Genomic DNA, 18,676 nt, shown 5'->3' on the forward strand with positions numbered 1-18,676 from the left:
TCGGATTCGTGCGCCATGGCACTCCTCGGTCGGGTCTGTTCGGTCCCCGGCCGGGCGTGGCCGCGGGACGAGCCACAACGGGTCCGACGTGGTGTCCCGGCGCTCCGGCCGGCCCACGGCCGCCACACTCTTGTGATGCCGGTCGGACGGGAGGGAAACGGCGGCGGTGTGACGTGGGCGGCGTTCTCCGTACGGGGGACCGGGGGCGGGGCTGAAGGGGCCTCAGGTGCGTCCGCGGGTACGGGGGAGCCGGCGGGCACGGGGGAGTCGGGGCAGGAGCGCCCGGCGCGGGCTCAGCGCCCCGGCCTTCAGGTCGCGTCCGGGCCGCCCGGCCGCAGCGGCAAAGTGGGCACCCGCCGGAAGCGGTAGGGCGTCGCGGGGGCGCCGGGAACGGCCGTCCACACGGTCGCGTTCTCCGACGCCAGGAGGCATGCGACCACCGAGGCCGCCACGTCGTCCGGCGTCTGGACAGGGATGCCCTCGCGGAGCAGTTCCGGCAGCACATCGGCGAGGAGCGGGGTGTCGGTGAAGTAGAGGCAGAGCACCCGTAGGCAAACCCCCCGGCGTAGGGCGATTCCCCCGCCCGGCACGACTCGTGCCGCGTCGTTCAGACGCCCGCCTCGACGCGCCCGGAGCACACCGTGACGCCTGCCTGCGAGAAGAAGACACGCCATCGGGCGAACGCACTCGTCCCGGCGCACGGAACGGCGTGCACCTGCACGGACGCGTCCAGGGTGCAGAGCCGGGGGAACGACAGGTGCAGCGCGCGCACTCCACCGTACGGGGCGCACGGACCAAGCACGAGCTGCCGGGCGGCCTCCGCGAACAGCCGTCCCGTCACGTGGTCCGCGGACGCGGGCAGCAGGTAGGGATGCGGCCCGGCCACGCGTAACACGGCATGGGCGCCGCCCCCGTCCTCCCGCTCGACCTGCGCCAGAACTTGGTTCTCCGGCCGGGATCTGACCTGTCCCGCCCAGGCACTGGGCTCGACCGCAACAGGCGGCAGGTGCCCGGCCCGGAGGACCCCGGCGCCCCTCCAGCTCCGGTAGAGAGCGCTCTCCATGACCCCCGCACCGGTCTCGCCGTCCGCCACCACCTGTCCGTCCGGCGACCGGAGGACGCAGGAGGCGACCACGCGCCGGGTGCGCTCCGTCCGGCTGGTCCGGAGCTGTTCGACGAGGCACGTCGCCAGCAGTCCCCCCGGGAGGCGCCGGAGCGGCGGGCAGGTCAGGACGCGGCTGCTCGACGAGGTGTTCAGCGGGACCTCCCGGGGCCGCAGCAGCCCCGAGTGCTGGAGGGTCGCGTAGGCGCACTGCTCCACCACGGAACGGATGAGAAGGGCGTCGTCCGGGAGGCCGTCACGGCCCCGGTCGACGAACAGGTCGTGCGCTTCGGGAACCCGTACGCGGAAGGAGAGCCCGTTCGGCAGCACGGCCTCGTGGACGAGGAGGACGTCGTCGGAGCGCCTCACACCGGCCAGGGCGGCGGCCACCTCGGTGCCCGGCGCCGGGCCTTGCAGCCGGGTGATCCGGCATTGTTCCGGCATCGTGCGCACCTCCGTGTTCGGGGCGAGGACTGCTCAGGACGAGGCGACAGGCCCGGACCTCGGGTCCAGATACGCCAGGTGAGCCCGACGGACCGGTGCCGTCTGCCCCTGGACGAGCAGGAACAGGCTCTCCCTGGCCAGCCGTTGCGCCGGGTGGTCCAGGTCCGTCGTACGGCCGCCGCCCGCGACGACCGCCGCCGTGGTCACCGTGCGCAGCAGGTCGAGAGCGCGCAGCCGCAGGGCGGTTCGCTCGGGAACACCGTGGTCCGGTGCGGGATGATCAGCCAGGGCGTAGGCGCGCCGGCGGACCTCCGCCAGTCCGGCCCGCAGCCCGCGCGCGGTCACGGCCGCCTCCGTACCGGTCTCCTCCAGCACCCGCAGAGCGGCCTCGGCGACGCCGAAGACGGCTGGGGAGACGTTCGAGGAGTGCGCCAGGTCCGTATCGGCCCACCGTTCCCTCGGTACTCGCAGGACGACGGACTCCGGCGGCACCCACAGGCCGTCCAGCCGGAGCGAGACGGTGCGGGAGGAGGACACGGCGACCAGTCGCAGGGGGGCCGACGCGCGCAGCCCTTCTTCCCCGGTTCCGGCGAACGCGAGGACCACCTCGTCGTCGGTGTTGACCCCGGCCAGCAGCATCACGTCGTTCAGCCCCCAGCCGGTGTACCAGGGGACCGTGCCGTCGAACCGCCAGCCGCCCCGTTCGGCGGTGGCCCGTACCGGGACCCGAGGGAACGAGCGGACGTGGGCGTAGGCGACGCCTGCCAGCAGCCTTCCGCTCGCCAGTTCCGGAAGCAGCCGCTCCTTCGCCGGACCGTCCGACGCGGCGAGCAGCCGCAGCGGGGCCTGGTGCTGGGCCTGCACGAACCAGGTCGTGCAGCAGCCGGTGGCCAGGGTCTCCTGGATGTCCCGCGCGACCCCGTCGGGGACTCCGGCGCCCCCGTACGCCTGCGGAGCGCTCGCCCCCAGCAGCCCGGAGGCGCGCAGCGCGTCCAGGTGGGCGGTGGGAAGACCGTCCCTGTCGACGCGCTGGGCGGCGGGGGCCAGCAGATCCTCCGAGAGACGGCGGGCCCGGACGACAAGTGAGTGGTTCTGTTCGCCTTCCATGTGACTCCTCGGTCGGGGTGGGCGACGGGGACAGCCCGACCGTACCCACTCACCGCCCGGGAGGAGGCGAACCAGGAAAGGTGCCGCCCGGTCGGGGGACGGGCGGCGCTTCGGCCCGACCTCCGGACCGGAGATGTCCTGGCGGCAGCCTCGCGCCGCGAGTTCACGAATGCACGAAGTCGCTCCCGGTGCCCCGAAGTCGCGGTCCCGTCCCACCCCCCGAACTCCGCCCGGCTTGGTTCAGTGGCGTCTGGACACCCCCGCCGCGCGTGCCCCGTCCGGTCTGCGGCGGGACACCACGCACCGGACGGGCGGGATCCGTCCATGCGGCTCCCGCCCGTCGGAGAGGAACACCGATGAGTGTGATGGACCGGTTCCGCCTTGACGGCGGCCGAGCGTTGGTCACCGGCGCCTCCCGGGGTATCGGGAAGGCGGTCGCCGAGGCATTGGCGGAGGCGGGCTGCGACGTTGCCGTCGCGGCCCGCACCCTCCCAGCCCTCCGGTCCACCGTGGCGGCCGTCGAGGAGCGCGGGAGGAAAGCCGTCGCCCTCGACGGCGACCTCGCGCTTCCAGAGGTCGCCACCGGACTGGTGGAGCGGGCCGCGGCCGGGCTGGGCGGACTCGACGTCGTCGTCCTGAACGCCGGTATGCTCCCGCACGACGACGATGGCGCGGTGCTTCTGGAGCCGCTGCACCGCGCGGACCCGGAGGACTGGAACAGCGTCATCGCGGTCAACCTCAGCGCCACCGCGACACTCGCCGGTGCCGCCCACGACCACCTGGTCGCCTCCGGACGGGGAAGCCTGATTCTCATGTCGTCGATCGCAGGGGTGGCATCCCTGCCGGCGCTGGAGGCGTACGGAGCTGCCAAGGCCGCCCAGCTTTCGCTCGTCCGCAGTCTCGCCGTCGGCTGGGCGAGGCAGGGCGTCCGCGTCAACGCCGTCTGTCCGGGCTGGACCCGCACGGACATGACCGCCTTCGCCACCGGGTCCGACGCACTGTCCGACTGGCTCACCAGCCACGTCCCGCTGGGACGTTGGGCCACCACGGACGAGATCGCGGGCGCCACGCTCTTCCTCGCGTCACCGGCGGCCTCCTACGTGAGCGGGCACGCCCTCTTCGTCGACGGAGGGATCACCGTCCCCGAGATCGGGCTCGGAGGCTTCCCCAAGCCGCCCTCGCCACTTGCCGGGGACTGACTCCCACAGGGCCCTCTCCGGCCGGCCCGGGACGCCGACAACGGGACCGTTTCTGGCGGTCCATCAGCAGAGTGAGGGCGTCATGGCGCCCTCCGGTGATACCTCGTGCGGGTGCCCGAGGGCCCGGCCGGTGCGTGATCCCGTCTCGGCCTTGGGCCTGACGAGGGGACCTGGCAGAGCCGGCCGTGGTGTCGCGGTGCCGTGAAGCCCCGATCCCCGCATGGTGATGGTCATGCAAGATCCGTTCAACTATTCGATGGCCTTCCCTCCTCCCGGGCCGGCAGTCCGGGCCGGGGCGGGACGCGGCCCCCTCCTTTCCGGTCCGCCGGTGTCCGCCTCAGCGCAGGAGCGCTTCGGCGTGAGCGAGGAGGGCCCGTGCTTGCGGGTGCCGGCCGTGCGGGCGCAACTTCCCCTGCATGGAAACCAGCAGGCGGTGCGTTCGGGGGGACCGGAGGGTGGGGTACCCGTCGACGAAGACCTGCCACTGCGCGAGGGCCTGTTCGAGATGGCCGTGCAAGAGGAGGATCTCGGCGAGGCGCACGTGGGTGAGCAGTGCCGCGCGGTGTTCGCCCGGCACGCGCGCACGGAGTGAGGCGTGCAGGGCACGTAAGGCGCCGGGTGTGTCCTTCAGCGTGTCGAGCGTCTGCGCGCGCTGGTAGTGCAGTGCGCCCTCCGGGTAGCTGGTGAAGGGGCCGGGAGGGGCGTCGGCCCCGTCGGGGTGGAACCGTTCGGCCCGGGCGAGCGCGTCCAGCGCGGCGCGGCCGTCGTGGTGGGCCTGCACGACCGCGAGATGCGCGTATGCGTAGCTGCGGACGGCCGGCGGGGCGTGGTGGGCGTGCTCGACGGCCCGCTGGGTGAGGTGCAGGACAGCGGGGCCCCGGTGGCCGAGGCTGGACGCGTGCGTTGCCATCGCTCGCAGCGCGATGGCCACGGTCGCGTGGTCGCCCGAGTCGGCGGCCAGGCGTGCGGACAGCTGCTGGTAGTGCTGCGTCGCGGCGTGCCCGTCGGCGTCGATGCAGGCGTCGGCGAGCAATAACGTCAACTGGGCAGCGCTCGCGAGAAGCTGACGATGGGCGGTGTCGGATGCGGGGGCGCTCAGCCAGGCGGTGACGGCGTGTGCCAGGTAGGCGGCCAGGGCCGGCCTGATCGCCTGCCCTCCGTGCTGGGCGATACTGGCGGCGAACAGCTGTGTCATCGAGAGGAGCTGGGTTACCTCCGCGCTACCGACGCGGCCGGTAGCCGGGCCCGGGGCCGTCCTGGATGGGCCGAGCGGCCCCCGGAGGTCGGGCAGTGACAGGGCGCTGAGGCGGTACGTGCCGGCTTCCAGCAGGTGGACACGGGACGGGTCGAGTTCGAGCTCGACGAGCAGCCCGAGGCGGTGCAGCGGGTCATCCTGCCAGGACAGGGTGAGCGGGGCTGCTGGGGCACGGGTGAGTCCGGCCTCCTGGGCCGTGATCTGGCGGCCCAGCTTCCGCGACAGCGTTTCGAGCAGGAAGGTGGACGCGGGGGGCCGGGGTTGGGTCCCGGCGAGCCAGCGCGACACCGAAGTGTGGTCGCACAGGACCGGTCTCTCGTGTTCGGCTGCCACCAGCCGGATGGCGCGGGCCAGTTGGGAATGGCTCCAGCCGCTGCGCCGCACGAGGGCGTGCAGCTGCTCGTTGGGCGTGCGAGGCACGGCCTCTCCTTCTGGAAGAAAACCTGTGTCCCAGGGTGTTTGAGGTGACCTCGGCATCCGACGGCCCGGTTGGACCGGAACATTCGGCTTCCCGCAAACGTGAGGAGGACTTCAAAGGTTTTCTCCGGAAACGGCCCGCACGGATGCCTCTGGGTACGAGCCGAGGATCCGGACGCGATCGCTCTCCCGCCGGAGTCGGTCGAGGGCTTCACCCAGGGGCGCCTGGTCCCGGTGTCCGGCGACGTCCATCCACAGGTACCCGTCTGGATGGTGCCCGCCCGGGTGCAGGTCCTGGACGTGCACGCCCGACACCGCGAGTGAGCGGACGACGGTGAGCAGAGGGATGCGGGAGGCGGGCACGACGAGTGTAGTCAGGTCACGGCCGGTGGGCGGACGAGATGGCGCGGCACGAACGACCCGGAGGAACCGGGTGACCGCGGGGGGCGTTCCGGTCAGGTTGTCGGCCAGCGGATGCAGCCCCAGGCGCTTGGCTGTCGCCGGAGAGCACAGGGCGGCCAGCGACGCGTCCCCTTCCCGGGCCACGGCCTCCGCGCCCGCGGCGGTGGACGGGGCGGCGGTGCACCGGACTCCCGGCAGGCGGGCGGCGAACCAGGAGGCGCACTGCGCGAACGCGTGGGGGTGGGTGTGCACCGTGCGTACGGCGTCGGGCGGTCCTGGCCGCACGGTGGCCAGGACCAGGGTCACGGGAAGGCGCCGTTCACCGGTGACGCTCAGCGGAGCACCGAGTGCGAGGGCGTCCATCACCTCGGCGACCGGGCCCGCCGTGGTGTTGTGCACCGGTACGGTCCCCGATGCCGCCCGTCCCCGCCGCACGGCGTCCAGCACGTCGGTGGCGCTGTCGAGGAGGAGCACGGGGCCGCCGGAGCCGGCGAACTGCCGGTGGGCGACGCCGCTGTAGCTGTCGGTGGGACCGAGGAACGCGTCCGGCGCCGAGGGCCTGCCCACCGGCAGAAGCTCACCCCGCGACAGGCGCAGGAGGCTGAGCGCGATGTCCCTGCCCGGCGGACCGAACGCCTCGTGGTAGCGGCTGATGACGTACATCTCCCGCCCGGTGTCCGTGCGCGTTCCGCCCTCGGCGAGACGTTCGTTCTGTATTTCCTCCGAGACCGTCCGGCGCTCGTTGATGAGCCGGATGAGGCGGGCGTCCATGTCGTCGATGAGTTTTCGTCTGCGGTGGTGCCCAGAGGGTGAGGGCTGGTCGGCCATGGTGAGCTCCGTGGTGCTGTGGTGGTGAAACGGCCGCGGCCGGGAATCGGCGGTTCAACCGCGGTTCGGGCCCGTGTCGTCGAGCGGTGGCGGCGTGCCGGTGCCCCGGGGTGCGTAGGTTCCTGCCCGGTGGTCGTGCAGGGGCACGTGCTTCCATCCGGCGTCGTCGGCCGGTCCTGCGCCGGGCAGGCGACCGGATTCCGGGTGGACGGCCGTGATCCCCGTCAAGCAGCGGGCGGCGAGTTCCTGGTAGGTGGCCGTGCCCCTGGCTTTCCACTCCAGCTCGTCCGGGGTGAGCTCCCGTACGATTCTGGCGGGCACCCCGACGGCGAGGTGTCGTTCGGGGACGACCATGCCGGCCGGCACCATGCAGCCGGCGCCGAGGACCGCCCCCGCGCCCAGTTCGGCGTCGTCCATGACGACGGCATTCATGCCGACCAGGACGCCCTGGCCCAGGCGGCAGCCGTGCAGGACCGCGCCGTGCCCGACGTGTCCGTCCTCGCCGACACGCACCTCGCGTCCGGGGAAGCAGTGCAGCACGCAGTTGTCCTGGATGTTCGCCCCCTCGCCCACGACGACCCGGCCGAAGTCGCCCCGCAGACTCGCCCCCGGGCCCAGGTAGCAGTGGCCGCCTACCCGGACGTCGCCGGTCAGCACACTGTCGGGATGGACGAAGGCGGTCGGCGATATCTCGGGGAAGCGCCCTTCGAAGGAGTACAGCGGCATGCGTGGTTCCTTTCGTTCGCTGTCAGCGGTCGTAAGGGCCCGGTCCGGGGCCCGTGCCCGCGCGGTCGCCCGCCACCACCCGCAGGCCGAGGACTTGGCCCCCCTCGCAGAAGGCGAGCGCGACCACCGGGCCGGACGGGCCGGGGCCCTCGAAGACCGCCGCGGCGCACTCCTCACCGAGCCCGTACACCCGCGGGTGGACACCGGTCGCCAGCGGCTCGAGGAGAGGAGCCGTTTCGTCCAGCAGTTCGGGCCCGCCGAGCACGAACTCGGCGGCCGGTCCGTGGCGCACCGAGTCGAGGTCGCGCAGGAACCGCACCAGGGTGTGACGCGCCGTTCCGGCGGTGCCTCCGGCACCGGCCTGACCGGCCGCGTAGGTGCTCTCGGTGAGCACGGTCGTCGCGACCACGCGACCGTCGGCGACACGGATGTCCAGGGCGTCGCCACCGCCCTTCGCCGGGCCCGGCGGCGTGCACAGGACGAGGGCCCGGTCCGGGGCGAGCGTGTACACCGCCGTGCCGGTCCCCGGCCGCAGCGCCGCAGCGAACGCCCCGTCCTCCGGCGAACTCTCCCCGTTGGATGCCCGGCGTCGCGCGGTGTCCAGCGCTTCCAGGACGACCTCTCTGGGCGACGGCTGCGGCGGGGAGGCGATGTCGGCCTCGGTGAAGACCTTCTCGACGGTCGGCAGCGCGCTCACCGCCCTCGGGAAGCCGGCGAACGCGGCGCACTCCAGAACAACTTCGACGATCTCCGCCGGGGCGACTCCGGCGGCGAGGGCCGAGCGGGTGTGGACGACCAGCGGTGTTCCGCACACCCCCGAGGAGACGATTGCTGCGAGGGCCGCGATCTCACGGGCCCGTGCGTCGAGGGCCCTGCGATGGTGGAGGTGCCCGTACACGGTGCCCACGGCGACGCGGGCCAGCTCGGGGGAGAGCGCGAAGATCGCGTCGAGGCGTTCTCCCCCGTTCGGGAGCAGTCCTGCGAACGTCTCCCGGCCCCGGGCGTACAGTCCTCCGAAGCCGTCGTCATGTCCCGCGCTACCCACGGTCGCCGACCGCCACTCCGGTGCGGAACCGGCTGAAGTCGGGCACCCGCTTCTCTGCGAATGCGGTGTACCCCTCCCGGGCTTCCGGCGTGTGCCCGAAGAGGCTCAGGGCGTCGAAGCACGCCCGGCCCAGCCCCGCGATGTGCTCGGTGTCGGCGTTCAGTGAGTGCTTGAGCACCCCCAGCGCGGTGGGGGAGAGGGCGCAGCACCTCCGTGCCCACTCGATCGCGGTGGCCACCACCGCGCTGGGCTCGACGACCGCGTTGACCAGACCCCAGGCGAGAGCGGTGGGTGCGTCGACGCGGTCCGCGAGGAGCAGCATCTGCCGCGCCCGCTTCTCGCCGACGACGCGCGCCAGGAAAGCGGAGCCGTAACCGGCGTCGAACGATCCCACCTGCGGGCCCGGTTGGGCGAACACAGCCTTGCTGCCCGCGACGGTCAGGTCGCACACCAGCTGCATGACGTGCCCCCCGCCGAAGGCGTAGCCGTTCACCGCCGCGATCACGGGTTTGGGACAGGCCCGGATGTTCCGGTACAGCTCCTCGGTGGCCAATGCCCCGGAAGCCCCGGATCCGTAGTCGCCCTCCCGGGCACGGACTTTCTGGTCGCCTCCCGCGCAGAAGGCCCGTTCTCCCGCTCCGGTGAGGACGACCGCCCCGGTGGCACGGTCGGAACGGGCCGTGTTCACCGCTGTGTTCAAATGATCGATGGTGTCGCTGGTGAAGGCGTTGAGGCGGTCGGGACGGTTGATCTGAATGACCGTCACCTCACCGCCCCGCAGGACGCGTACGTCCTCCATGTCGTCGATCAGCGCGAAGTCGGGACTCTCCAGTAAGTTCATGTCACCTTCTCGCTCGTGGCTCGGGTGCTTCTGAAGGGGCCGCGCGACCACGGACCCCGCGACCGGCCGCTTTCGGATTCACTCCAGCGGGGTTCCACCGCGAGCGTTCCTGGCCCGTCGGGACGGGGAGGGAGGCACCCCATCCGGGCGACGTTCCGCGCGGGGTGGAGTTCACGGCCGTATGCGGCGGGCCTTGCTGCTGCAGGCCCGCTGTCGCAGTCGCGCCCTTCAACTACACCGGGCCGAGGGTCCGACCGGGAGGTCTGGAGAAGCCGTTCTCTCCGCACCGCGCGCAAAATTGTGAACATGTGACTGATTGGCCGAGCTTGTGGGTCAGAAGGCGGGTTCGCGGCCGACCAGCCGCTTGGAGCGGCGCGAGACGTGCGGAGACGAGCGGGGAGCGCGCAACGCCACGGGCTGCATGCGGATCGGGCTTCCGTACGCGACCACCCGTGCGGAAGCGCGCTCCCCCTTGTCGGGCTATAGCCGACACGTCGACCCGAACCCAGGCTGTCAGGTCCGAGCCACAAGGACGACGCGAAACCCACTCGGTCCGTCTGGTCCACCCGCAACCCACGCTGTAGAGCAGCCAGATCCGCGCCAATGGGGAAGCATCGTGAGATCCAGTAGAACCCACCGCCCACCGAACAGGTTCCGCGCAGGGAGGCTGGCCGCCACTCTGTGTGCCCTCGCCCTGGGCGGCGAAAGCGGACGTTCCCGACGCTGACTACGAGGCGGTCGAGCCGCAGACACCGGTCGATGACGCGGCGACCTCGACCGTCCAGGACGCCCTCGGTGCGGGGGACATGGTCGCCGTCACCGAGGCGGACGCGGTGGTACCCATCGCGGTGGATGTCCCGGCCGAGACCCCGGCGTCGGACGTCCCCGCCGTCGCTGCCGACCCGGCCGGCAGCTGGGGCGTGAAGGTGGATGTCCCGCAGGACGTCAGTGGCGAGCCGCTCGTCGACGACCTGGTCGTCGTGGTCACCCCGCCGGCCGACAGTGAGGCCGCCCCGGCCGTCTCCGTCGACTACGGGGCCTTCAAAGAGTTCTACAGCGCGGACTGGGCCGAGCGGGCCGTTGCGGTGGTCCTGCGTCGGCCTACCGTCGGCCCGCGGCCGTCAGCGGACGCCCGTCGGCTCTGACCGCACGGACGCATAGGGCCCCGGCCTCGAGCACGGGCGGCAAGGAGGGTGCCCACGGCGCAGCCGTCGCCGAGGTGGAGACGGTGGGTTCCGCACTGCACGGCGGTCGATGTCGGCCAGCCACTGCGCGCACGTGAAGCGGACTGCCAGTCGACATCAGCCGTGATCTTCCCATTCGGCCGCGCAGAAGCGTGCTTCGCTGACGACGGCATCACCGGCTCGGGTGGCCCGCACGTACATGTTGAGCTCGGCCGGCCCCATGTCGCCTCCGCATCCGATGACCAGGCCCATTTCGTCGTTCTCCGCACGCTGCATCAGCGCACCGTCGATGGCAACTACACTCCCGCCGATCAGGTCGAGGCCGTCGTAGGGGATCTGGGGGCCGGTACGTCCGTGCACAGTCACGGCCCCCAGAGTGGGGACACCGCCCGGGTACCAGTAGTGCGCGGTCAACCCAGTTTCGGCGAACTCGTCCTCCCTCAGATACCAGTGCCCGGATCTCCGGTAGACGGCGTAGGGGAAGTGACCCTGACGGGCTGCCGGTGTTTCGCCGCCCAGCGCGGCAGCCACCTGCAGCGGGTTCATCCCGAACCGGAGCGGCCCCACGCTCTGGAGCGGTGTCCACTCCCAGCGCGGCCGGCCCCCCACGGGCCGCACCGGCCACGCCCCGGGATTGGCCGGCTTCTCGCGGACATCCCGCCAGGCAACCACTGGGCCGGCCCCGTACGGATCCCCGGCCAGCTCCGACGCAACCAGCAGCGCCCCGCTGATCACCCTGTCCGACCGCTCCAGATACCCCTCGGCGTGCCGGACCCACTCCTGCACGGTGCCCATCGACACACCCCAGGCCTCGATCTCCGGGTCACCGCTCCAGTTCACCCGCACCTCCGCGCCCTGCCGGTGCGCCAGTTCACCGATGTCCGCCCGGACTTCGGACGGTGCCCGGGCTATCAGCTCGACATCCCCGACCCGCACCTGCGGCCCGCCCAGCCCGTCGATCGCCACCGCGACCAGCCGCTGCTCCGGTCCGTAGATCGCGGTCACGCACTCGTCGCTGTACTTCTCCCAGCGTCGTGACTCCATCGAACCCTGGATCACTGGGGCCCTCGCCCCGTCCAGGGCCGCCTCGACTTCGTGGGGACTCATACCGAACCGCAAGGGACCAACCCCAGCCAACGGATCCAGCACCCACTGCCGCCGATTATCAGGCTCCTTGTTCCACCAGCCCATGACAATCCGCCCCCTGCCTCCTACGCAGCACCGCACGGCGCCGTGATCTTGCGGCCACCCTAAACAGCACCACCGACACCTAGGGCGTGGGCGATGCCTCCCCGTTCGGCCCTCTCCACGCAATGCCTACCGTGAGGAGCCGTTCGCCCGGGGGCGCCGACGAGGGAGAGGCCGGGACGCGGGGCGGTGCCAACGCGGCCGGCGAGATCGGCGTCAGCCTGGACCGCCTGCAGGATCCGGTCCCAGGTCCCGTCCGCCGACCAGCGGCGATGGCGCTCATAGACGGTCTCCCAGGACCCTGTAGCGTTCCGGCAGATCACGCCACGGCACCCCGGTCCGGACCCGGAACAGGATCCCGCTCACCACCAAGCGGTGATTACTCCACCGGCCGCCGCGACGACCCCGCGGCGGGAGATGCGGCTCCAGAAGTGACCACTCGTGATTCGTGAGATCCCCCCGACCCATACACGAACTAACGAGCGACCGATCGGAAGGTCACATGATCCGCCGGACAGCACCTAGTGGACTGGAACCGGAGACCATCGGCGACGTCATGAATGGGGCGACAAGGCCGTCGGATTCGTCAGCTACGGGGGTGTGGGCGCCGGCACCCGAGCGGTCCAGCAGCTCAAGCAGGTCGTCACGACTCTGAGGATGGTACCGGTGCTCGAGTCGGTGAACATCCCCTTCGCGATGCAGAAGGTCACCTCCGGCGGCGAAGTCGTCAAGGATGCCGGACTGGAGGAGGCTGCGACGGCCATGCTCGACGGGCTGGCACGAACGACCGCGAAGCTGCGGCCCGCGAACAACTGAAACAAGTACGACGAGCAGCGCGACGGCCCGCCTACAGGCGCCTCAGTCCGTCACCGCGAAGAAGGGCAACACCCCCGACTCCATCGCCCATACGGCATACGGAGGCGCGTAAAGTTCAACCAGCCCTTCGAATCCGGCAAGCCGCTGCTGAGCGGCCCCGGACAGGATTTACATCGGACAGGTCCTCCGAGTCGTCTGATGTCGCGGCGGATGCGGGCCCGGCTCCACCCCCGAGCTGTATGCGGAGGCAACTCCCGCCCGTGTTCGGCCCTGCTGGAACGACCGGCTACGCCGCCGGCTCACTGAATTCCCCGTCGACGACGGCGACAGTGGCAAGGGTTGGCGCGGCTACGTCGATGTGTGACTGGTAAGCACGATCCTGCGATGAAGAGGGTCGGCCGCGCACGCTTGCTGCCCGACCGAGCCCTATGCGTCGTCGGCGTCCGACGTGCCATCGCAGGGACCACCGTGATCGGTGCGTATGCGGGCCAGGAGCGAGCGCAGGGTGTCGCACTCCTGCGGGGTGAGGTCGGCGAAGAGGTCGCTCTCCACGCGGCGGATGGCGTCGTCGAATTTGCGGACCGCGGCCGTGCCGGCGTCGGTGATCTCCACGATGTGTCGACGTCGATCGACCGGATCCCGGCGTCGTCGTACCAGGTCGCGAGCCTCCAGCGCGTTGAGGAGGGTGACCAGGACGCTGGGGTCGACCCCCAGACGGGTTCCGAGGTCCCGCTGGCTGAGCCGGCAGTCATCGAGGTGCATGAGCACGATGGCATGGCGGGGGGTGACCCCGGAAGCAGTGAGCGCTTCACGGATCCACGCCTCGGTGACGCCTCCGTGCCGTGCCAGGAGCAGGGAGAGGCGTGACTCCGGACCTGCGGCTGTGACCGCTTCCTCGCAGGTGGGAGCGCTGATGGGAGTGCTGGTGACGGAGGCGGTGCCGCCGGATTGTTCGCGGGCCATGGTTCGACCGTAGCAAGCACGAGAATGATTGGTTGCCGTGAATCGTTGATGGACTTACATTATCTGTCGCGGTTCACTATCTGCTGTGTCGTGGCCTCGGGCCTTCTGGGCCGGTCGGCGGTCCACGTCCCCACCCACTTTCGGAGTTCTTCATGTTCATCGCCTACGTCGTTGTCGCTGTCCTGCTCTCCTTGCTGCTGCTCGTGTCCGCTCGGGGCGACATCACCCGCGACCCGAAGATCACGGATCAGCTCAAGGCGATCGGAGTGCGCGACAGCTGGTTCCTCCCGCTGGGCCTCATAAAGATCGCCGGCGCGCTCGGACTGCTCGTAGGTATCGCCTACCGGCCGCTGGGCATCGCTGCGGGGATCGGTGTCGTCCTGTACTTCCTGGGTGCTGTGATCACGCACCTCCGGGCGGGTGACAAGAAGGGTGTGGGCGCGCCCGCAATCATCATGCTGTTCTCCGTGGCGCCTCTGGTGCTGGGCATCGCGTCGGCCTGAGGTCCTCGGCGGTCTTTCCGGCCGGACGCGGTCGGACGCGGGGGGACGCCCTGCGCATGCGGACGGTCCGTGACGGTGCGGGGTGGTGGATTCAGCCTCAGCGGTCCTCGATCCCCCTTCGGCGTCGGCGGCCTGAGCGCGGGCCTCCCCAGCACCTCCGGAGGGGGGCTTGCACCGCCTGCGTCACTGCGGGGGAGCAGGCTGACCGCCCACCACGCGCCTTGCCGGTTCAGCATCCCTGGTGCCTCTCGCTCCGACCTCGGCCGTAGATCTGCCTACCGGGACTCGCGGCGCACGGTGAGGATCGCGACGTCGTCGTGCGGCCCCGTAGAGCCGGCGAAGGCGCGGGTGTCCTCGTACAGGACGCGGGGTGCGTTTTCGGCGGGCGAGACAGCCGGATCGGCCAGTCGGCGCTCCAACGGGTAGAAGGAGCCGTCGCTCGCCCGGGTCTCCGTGACGCCGTCCGTGGTGAGGAAGAGTGTCGCGTTGTCGGGGAACGGGAAATGTCCGACGGCCACCGGCTCGTCGGACAGGGCGGCGAGGCCGAGGGGGAGGCCCGTATCGAGCACCGGGGCGGAGACAGTGCCGTCCTTCAGCAGGTACGGGGGAATGTTTCCGCAGTTCACCGCTCGGGCCTCTGTACCGCCGTCGATGGAGATGACCAGGGCGGTGACGAACCGCTCCTGTTCGCCGGCTTGTAGCGCATACCGGTTGTGCAGAGCGACGGACGAGTCCATGGCCACGACGAGTGCGGTCAGGTCGGACTCCCGGTGTGCGGCCTCCCGGAACGATCCGAAGACGGCGAAGGCAGTGCCGACCGCCGAGAGGCCTTTGCCCTGCACGTCACCGATGAGGAGCCGCGTCCCCCAGGCTGTCTCGACGGCGTCGTACCGGCTTATGCCCCCGACCTCAATCCACAGGAGGGCATTTGGTCCCTGGTCAGACGCGACATCGGCAACCTGGCCGCCGCCGACCTTGGACAGGCTACCTGCGCCGTGAAGCGCAAGCTCAAGATGCTGCAGTACCGGCCAGAGGTGATCGACGGTTGCCTGGCGGGCACCGGACTGACTCTCGATAAGTGATCGACATCGCGTATTGCAGACAGCTCGTTATTTGGATGCCGCTGCCTTCCGGCGGTGAGGTGCTTGAACTGGTGAAGCAGGGCGCAGGTCTGCTCAACGGTGTAGCGCAGTTTGCCCGGGGCACGGAAGGCGGGTGCGCGGCGGCGTGAGGTGGCGTGCAGGATGCCGGGTCAGCCCTGCTCCCATCGAACGATGGTGTCGCGGCACACAGTGGTGTGGTCATCTGACACGAGCAGGACGAGGTTGCCGGCGTGGTCGCTGTACTGGACGAGGACATTGACGCCGGCGTCGCCGAGCATGCGGGCGAGCGCGCCGAGCTGTCCGGGCTTGTCCTGGTCCAACCGGGTTATGACGACATCGCGCACGACGGTGGTACCCAGCCCTGCGGCAGTGACAGCGGCCAGGGCAGCGGGGCCGTCGTCGACGAGGTAGTGGGCGACAGCATGCCCGTTGCGCGTGAACACACCGCCGCCTTCCAGGCTCACCCCAGAGCTGCCGAGCGCCTGGCCGAGGTCGGCCAGCGCACCGGGCCGGTTCGGCAGGTGGACCTCGATGTCCTGCAGACGGGCGCTCACGGTGCCACCACGGTGGTGGTGACCTCAACGCGGACCGACAGGCTGTTGGCGATGTAGCAGTCGCGGTGGGCCTGCACGGCGAGTTCTTGGACCCTGCTCTCGTCGGTCCCGGCGGCAACCCTGACGGTCACGTGCAGATGGATCGCGGCCAAGCGGACGGGCTCGGCGGTGAGGTCGAGGCGGCTGGTGGCCTCGTCGTCGTAGGCCAGGACATCCACCCGAGCCCGTGCGGCGGCGCCCAGGAAAGACAGCATCTGACAGGACGAGGTGGCCATGACCACGAGCTGTTCGGGGTTGAGCCGGTCGGGGTTGCCGCGGAAGGCCGGGTCCGCGCTCAGGCCCACCTGGGTGGTGGCAGGCGCAGCGACAGCGGTGTGGTCGCGCGAGTAGCCGCGGACCCCGGTGCCGGTGGAACCGTCCCAGTGCAGACGGGCCTGGTAGGTGTGTGTGCTCATGACCGAACCCTAGGTTCGGCACGCTTCGGCGCCGACCGAAGCGTCGTCGTCGTATCGTCTCTTCCATGAGCAGAGACCGTGACTTCACGAGCGTGGGCAAAGCGCTTGCCGCACCCGCGCGCTCGGCGTTCCTGAACCTGCTCATGGACGGCACCAGACGGCCGGCGGGCGAACTGGCCCAGGGGGCCGGGGTGAGCGCGTCGACTGCCTCCGAACACCTGGCGGTGCTCGTCGCTGCCGGCCTGGTGACGTGCGAGTCGAGCGGGCGGCGCCGCTATTACTCGCTTGCCGACGCGCAAGTCGCCACCGCCCTGGAAGCGCTCGGCGTCCTCGCCGCGCCGACGCCCGTTTCGGGGTACCGACGAAGCCGCCAGATGCAGCACCTGGCCGCAGCGCGGTTCTGCTACGACCACCTCGCCGGGCAGCTCGGCATCGCGCTGACGGATGCCTGGACCCGTCAGGGATGGCTGGCCGACGACGAGTCGCTCTCCCTCACCGGGGCCGGCGCTGACGGGCTGCGCGGGGTCGGGGTGGACGTCGACAGCGCGATCCAGGCCCGTCGCCCCACCACCCGGGGGTGCCTGGACTGGACGGAACGACGCGCGCACCTGGCCGGGGCCCTGGGTGCCGCAGTCGGCAGACGGTTTCTTGAAGCCGGATGGGTGGTGCGGCACCACTCCGGGCGGGGCCTGAACGTCACGCACAGCGGTCACGACCTCGTGCGAGAAGCCTGGGGGATCGACCTGGCCGATCCGGCCGTGCCAGCGCGGTGAACCGGCGCCACCATGATCGTCGCGACACCGTGATTTCGAAGCCGTGTCGAACAAGCTCAGCGCCTCGGACTGGCCGGCGGCAGGCGCAACGGGCCCACGCCTTCTTCATCCACCACGGCGTCACCGTTCCCCATCTTTCGATGTGCGGCATTTGCGCAGCCAGCTTACGGTGACCGACATGACAGCTACGGTAGACCTCGACACGGTCGAACAACCGGTTCGGCTGTTCGACCCGGACAAGGGTATTGCCCGGAGAAGGGCTACACCAAGAGAGGCGTGGCCGAGCAGATCTTCCGCCTCGGCCTCCTGCTCGGACTCGCCGAACGCGACGAGCAAGAACAGGAGTACGGCTACCTGCCCTATCCGCCGGAGATGCCCGGCGATCCCAAGCGCGTGCAGATCAGCCTTGCCTGCTACGACGATGGATCGGGCGGTGGAAGGCCGGTGACCGACGTATGAGCGGCGAACAGACGCCGCCGACGGGCGACGACCCGGAGCACACCGGGGAAGGCACGTCCGACGCCACGCCCGCGCGCTCACCACATGGCGCCCACGGCAGGCCGCCTAGCCCGCGCGACAAGTGGCACACCTTCCGGGAATCGCCCTATTTCCCCGCGATCGTGCTGCTGTTCATCCTCGCCGCCACTGCGGGCCTCTTCGCCGGCTCCTACACCTATGCCATGGCCAACCCCACCCCGCACCGGATCCCCGCCGCCGTGATCGGTGTGCCCGCCTCGCCGCGCGGCACCGAGTTTGTGGCGGGGATGGATAGGGCCCTGGACTCCTCGCTGGTCCTGCACGAGTACGACACGATGGCCGGGGCCGACGAGGCGCTCCAGGAACAACGTGTCTTCACCATCCTGCGCGCCGACAACGACCGGGTGCGCCTCGATGTCGCCGGCGCCTCCGGGGCCTCCGTTGCCCAACTCCTCGCCGAGGCGGGGGAGAAGGTGGGCAAGGCGGTCGGGGTGCCGGTCACTGTCCGGGACGTCAAACCGCTCCAGCCGGGCGACCCACGTGGACTCGCGCTCTTCTACATCTCGCTCGCCGCTGTCATCCTCGGCTTCGTCGGGGCCATCCAGCTCAGCATCCACGCCCGCACCCTGACCCCGCTGGAACGGATCCTTTTCACCGTCGCCCACGCGCTCCTGGGTGCTTTCGCCATCGCCGCCGTCGTGGACTGGGGACTCGGCGCACTCGACCTGCCGTTCGCCCAGTCCTGGCTGATCCTGGCGTTCACCATGTTCACCAGCGCCATGGTCTTCACCATGTTCAACACCCTCATCGGACGCTGGGCGATGCTCCCGACCTGGGGTGTCATGGTGCTGCTCGGCAATCCCTCCTCCGGCGGCGCCGTCTCCTGGCCGCTGCTGCCCTCCCTGCTCGGGCACATCGGCCGCTGGCTGCCACCCGGCGCCTCCGTCAACGCCCAGCACACCGCCGTCTACTACCAAGGGCACCAGTTCCTCTTCCCTTACCTGGTACTCGCCGCCTGGGCCCTCGTCTCCTGCGCCGTGTTCTGGACCTGGCGCCACCGCCACCCCGGCGGCCGGCCGAAGCCCGCCGAGCACGCGGCGGCCTCCGGCTGAAAGCCCCAGGCAACAGACACGACGTCATCCAGCTTCTGCTGGACGCGGTACCACCCGAGGACCTCGGTGCGGCGCGGTGGGCGGGAGGTCGGTGACGGTGGTGCGGCGGCTGGTCGCGCACGTGGCGACCGCGGCGAGGGTGGCTCGTACGGGTCTACCGGGCCCACGATCGCGCGGCATGG

General features: G+C 70.9%; 20 protein-coding genes and 3 pseudogenes. 9 read left to right on the forward strand and 14 right to left on the reverse strand.

Features of this window, described 5'->3' with window-relative positions:
* Positions 1-308: 308 nt before the first annotated feature.
* From ACWCSV_RS07410 to ACWCSV_RS07420, 3 genes are all read right to left on the reverse strand, one after another.
* Positions 309-545, reverse strand: a complete 237-nt coding sequence (locus tag ACWCSV_RS07410) for a hypothetical protein (protein WP_451139415.1) — start codon at positions 543-545, stop codon at positions 309-311.
* Between the two features lie 62 nt (positions 546-607).
* Entirely contained in the window at positions 608-1,546 is a 939-nt protein-coding gene (locus ACWCSV_RS07415; protein WP_451139417.1) for an AfsA-related hotdog domain-containing protein, read from the reverse strand.
* Positions 1,547-1,579: 33 nt separating this feature from the next.
* Positions 1,580-2,653, reverse strand: coding sequence for an acyl-CoA dehydrogenase family protein (locus tag ACWCSV_RS07420; protein WP_451139419.1), 1,074 nt, complete (start codon positions 2,651-2,653; stop codon positions 1,580-1,582).
* Positions 2,654-3,009: 356 nt separating this feature from the next.
* Between ACWCSV_RS07420 and ACWCSV_RS07425 the strand changes: the two genes are divergently transcribed.
* Positions 3,010-3,852 (forward strand): SDR family NAD(P)-dependent oxidoreductase, encoded by an 843-nt coding sequence (locus tag ACWCSV_RS07425; RefSeq protein WP_451139421.1) that lies wholly within the window; start codon positions 3,010-3,012, stop codon positions 3,850-3,852.
* A 337-nt stretch (positions 3,853-4,189) separates the two neighbouring features.
* Here ACWCSV_RS07425 and ACWCSV_RS07430 read toward each other — a convergent pair whose 3' ends face one another.
* The 5 genes from ACWCSV_RS07430 to ACWCSV_RS07450 all read right to left on the reverse strand — a co-directional run bounded on the left by ACWCSV_RS07430 (position 4,190) and on the right by ACWCSV_RS07450 (position 9,366).
* Entirely contained in the window at positions 4,190-5,527 is a 1,338-nt protein-coding gene (locus ACWCSV_RS07430; RefSeq protein ID WP_451139423.1) for a hypothetical protein, read from the reverse strand.
* 111 nt (positions 5,528-5,638) lie between these two features.
* Complete coding sequence (locus tag ACWCSV_RS07435) at positions 5,639-6,754, reverse strand: chorismate mutase (protein WP_451139425.1); 1,116 nt, start codon at positions 6,752-6,754, stop codon at positions 5,639-5,641.
* 54 nt (positions 6,755-6,808) lie between these two features.
* On the reverse strand, positions 6,809-7,480 hold the full coding sequence (locus ACWCSV_RS07440) for a gamma carbonic anhydrase family protein (RefSeq protein ID WP_451139427.1): 672 nt from the start codon (positions 7,478-7,480) through the stop codon (positions 6,809-6,811).
* Between the two features lie 22 nt (positions 7,481-7,502).
* Positions 7,503-8,525, reverse strand: a complete 1,023-nt coding sequence (locus ACWCSV_RS07445) for a carboxymuconolactone decarboxylase family protein (protein ID WP_451139429.1) — start codon at positions 8,523-8,525, stop codon at positions 7,503-7,505.
* Positions 8,518-9,366, reverse strand: a complete 849-nt coding sequence (locus ACWCSV_RS07450; protein WP_451139431.1) for an enoyl-CoA hydratase-related protein — start codon at positions 9,364-9,366, stop codon at positions 8,518-8,520. The genes ACWCSV_RS07445 and ACWCSV_RS07450 overlap by 8 nt, the downstream gene beginning before the upstream one ends.
* 683 nt (positions 9,367-10,049) lie before the next feature.
* Between ACWCSV_RS07450 and ACWCSV_RS07455 the strand changes: the two genes are divergently transcribed.
* Complete coding sequence (locus ACWCSV_RS07455; protein WP_451139433.1) at positions 10,050-10,511, forward strand: hypothetical protein; 462 nt, start codon at positions 10,050-10,052, stop codon at positions 10,509-10,511.
* Between the two features lie 156 nt (positions 10,512-10,667).
* Here the strand turns inward: ACWCSV_RS07455 and ACWCSV_RS07460 are convergent, their stop codons facing one another.
* Both ACWCSV_RS07460 and ACWCSV_RS07465 read right to left on the reverse strand, forming a co-directional pair.
* Entirely contained in the window at positions 10,668-11,741 is a 1,074-nt protein-coding gene (locus ACWCSV_RS07460) for a hypothetical protein (RefSeq protein ID WP_451139435.1), read from the reverse strand.
* A gap of 191 nt (positions 11,742-11,932) precedes the next feature.
* Positions 11,933-12,206 (reverse strand): annotated as a pseudogene (locus tag ACWCSV_RS07465) (IS5 family transposase); the annotation flags it as partial.
* Positions 12,207-12,296: 90 nt separating this feature from the next.
* Between ACWCSV_RS07465 and ACWCSV_RS07470 the strand changes: the two are divergent.
* A pseudogene (locus tag ACWCSV_RS07470) lies at positions 12,297-12,554 on the forward strand (NADPH-dependent FMN reductase); the annotation flags it as partial.
* Between the two features lie 426 nt (positions 12,555-12,980).
* Here the strand turns inward: ACWCSV_RS07470 and ACWCSV_RS07475 are convergent.
* Positions 12,981-13,517, reverse strand: a complete 537-nt coding sequence (locus ACWCSV_RS07475; protein ID WP_451139437.1) for a MarR family winged helix-turn-helix transcriptional regulator — start codon at positions 13,515-13,517, stop codon at positions 12,981-12,983.
* 152 nt (positions 13,518-13,669) lie between these two features.
* Here ACWCSV_RS07475 and ACWCSV_RS07480 point away from each other — a divergent pair, with 152 nt between their 5' ends.
* A complete protein-coding gene (locus tag ACWCSV_RS07480; protein ID WP_451139439.1) occupies positions 13,670-14,020 on the forward strand; it encodes a DoxX family protein in 351 nt (116 codons plus the stop codon).
* A gap of 275 nt (positions 14,021-14,295) precedes the next feature.
* Here the strand turns inward: ACWCSV_RS07480 and ACWCSV_RS07485 are convergent, their stop codons facing one another.
* A complete protein-coding gene (locus tag ACWCSV_RS07485; RefSeq protein WP_451139585.1) occupies positions 14,296-14,940 on the reverse strand; it encodes a PP2C family protein-serine/threonine phosphatase in 645 nt (214 codons plus the stop codon).
* Here ACWCSV_RS07485 and ACWCSV_RS07490 point away from each other — a divergent pair.
* A pseudogene (locus tag ACWCSV_RS07490) lies at positions 14,908-15,102 on the forward strand (IS630 family transposase); the annotation flags it as partial. The gene ACWCSV_RS07485 and the pseudogene ACWCSV_RS07490 overlap by 33 nt on opposite strands.
* The gene (locus ACWCSV_RS07495; protein WP_451139441.1) at positions 15,099-15,251 is read left to right on the forward strand and encodes a hypothetical protein; all 153 of its coding nucleotides are present in this window, start codon (positions 15,099-15,101) and stop codon (positions 15,249-15,251) included. The pseudogene ACWCSV_RS07490 and the gene ACWCSV_RS07495, both read left to right, overlap by 4 nt.
* Before the next feature lie 21 nt (positions 15,252-15,272).
* On the opposite strand, the gene ACWCSV_RS07500 is transcribed toward ACWCSV_RS07495, so the two are convergent.
* Both ACWCSV_RS07500 and ACWCSV_RS07505 read right to left on the reverse strand, forming a co-directional pair.
* On the reverse strand, positions 15,273-15,677 hold the full coding sequence (locus tag ACWCSV_RS07500; protein ID WP_451139443.1) for a hypothetical protein: 405 nt from the start codon (positions 15,675-15,677) through the stop codon (positions 15,273-15,275).
* A complete protein-coding gene (locus ACWCSV_RS07505; protein ID WP_451139445.1) occupies positions 15,674-16,132 on the reverse strand; it encodes an OsmC family protein in 459 nt (152 codons plus the stop codon). The genes ACWCSV_RS07500 and ACWCSV_RS07505 overlap by 4 nt, the downstream gene beginning before the upstream one ends.
* A 65-nt stretch (positions 16,133-16,197) precedes the next feature.
* Between ACWCSV_RS07505 and ACWCSV_RS07510 the strand changes: the two genes are divergently transcribed.
* From ACWCSV_RS07510 to ACWCSV_RS07520, 3 genes are all read left to right on the forward strand, one after another.
* The gene (locus ACWCSV_RS07510; RefSeq protein WP_451139447.1) at positions 16,198-16,905 is read left to right on the forward strand and encodes an ArsR/SmtB family transcription factor; all 708 of its coding nucleotides are present in this window, start codon (positions 16,198-16,200) and stop codon (positions 16,903-16,905) included.
* A gap of 276 nt (positions 16,906-17,181) precedes the next feature.
* Complete coding sequence (locus ACWCSV_RS07515; RefSeq protein ID WP_451139449.1) at positions 17,182-17,364, forward strand: hypothetical protein; 183 nt, start codon at positions 17,182-17,184, stop codon at positions 17,362-17,364.
* Complete coding sequence (locus tag ACWCSV_RS07520) at positions 17,361-18,494, forward strand: ABC transporter permease (protein WP_451139451.1); 1,134 nt, start codon at positions 17,361-17,363, stop codon at positions 18,492-18,494. The genes ACWCSV_RS07515 and ACWCSV_RS07520 overlap by 4 nt, the downstream gene beginning before the upstream one ends.
* Positions 18,495-18,676: the final 182 nt, after the last annotated feature.

The sequence above is a fragment of the Streptomyces sp. NPDC001770 genome (genome assembly GCF_053596135.1).

What these genes read in the sequence shown, in the direction of transcription:
- ACWCSV_RS07415 (WP_451139417.1), bottom strand. Translation starts at nt 1,546, where the DNA reads ATGCCGGAACAATGCCGGATCACCCGGCTGCAAGGCCCGGCGCCGGGC.
- ACWCSV_RS07420 (WP_451139419.1), bottom strand. Translation starts at nt 2,653, where the DNA reads ATGGAAGGCGAACAGAACCACTCACTTGTCGTCCGGGCCCGCCGTCTC.
- ACWCSV_RS07425 (WP_451139421.1), top strand. Translation starts at nt 3,010, where the DNA reads ATGAGTGTGATGGACCGGTTCCGCCTTGACGGCGGCCGAGCGTTGGTC.
- ACWCSV_RS07435 (WP_451139425.1), bottom strand. Translation starts at nt 6,754, where the DNA reads ATGGCCGACCAGCCCTCACCCTCTGGGCACCACCGCAGACGAAAACTC.
- ACWCSV_RS07440 (WP_451139427.1), bottom strand. Translation starts at nt 7,480, where the DNA reads ATGCCGCTGTACTCCTTCGAAGGGCGCTTCCCCGAGATATCGCCGACC.
- ACWCSV_RS07450 (WP_451139431.1), bottom strand. Translation starts at nt 9,366, where the DNA reads ATGAACTTACTGGAGAGTCCCGACTTCGCGCTGATCGACGACATGGAG.
- ACWCSV_RS07460 (WP_451139435.1), bottom strand. Translation starts at nt 11,741, where the DNA reads ATGGGCTGGTGGAACAAGGAGCCTGATAATCGGCGGCAGTGGGTGCTG.
- ACWCSV_RS07475 (WP_451139437.1), bottom strand. Translation starts at nt 13,517, where the DNA reads ATGGCCCGCGAACAATCCGGCGGCACCGCCTCCGTCACCAGCACTCCC.
- ACWCSV_RS07480 (WP_451139439.1), top strand. Translation starts at nt 13,670, where the DNA reads ATGTTCATCGCCTACGTCGTTGTCGCTGTCCTGCTCTCCTTGCTGCTG.
- ACWCSV_RS07505 (WP_451139445.1), bottom strand. Translation starts at nt 16,132, where the DNA reads ATGAGCACACACACCTACCAGGCCCGTCTGCACTGGGACGGTTCCACC.
- ACWCSV_RS07510 (WP_451139447.1), top strand. Translation starts at nt 16,198, where the DNA reads ATGAGCAGAGACCGTGACTTCACGAGCGTGGGCAAAGCGCTTGCCGCA.
- ACWCSV_RS07520 (WP_451139451.1), top strand. Translation starts at nt 17,361, where the DNA reads ATGAGCGGCGAACAGACGCCGCCGACGGGCGACGACCCGGAGCACACC.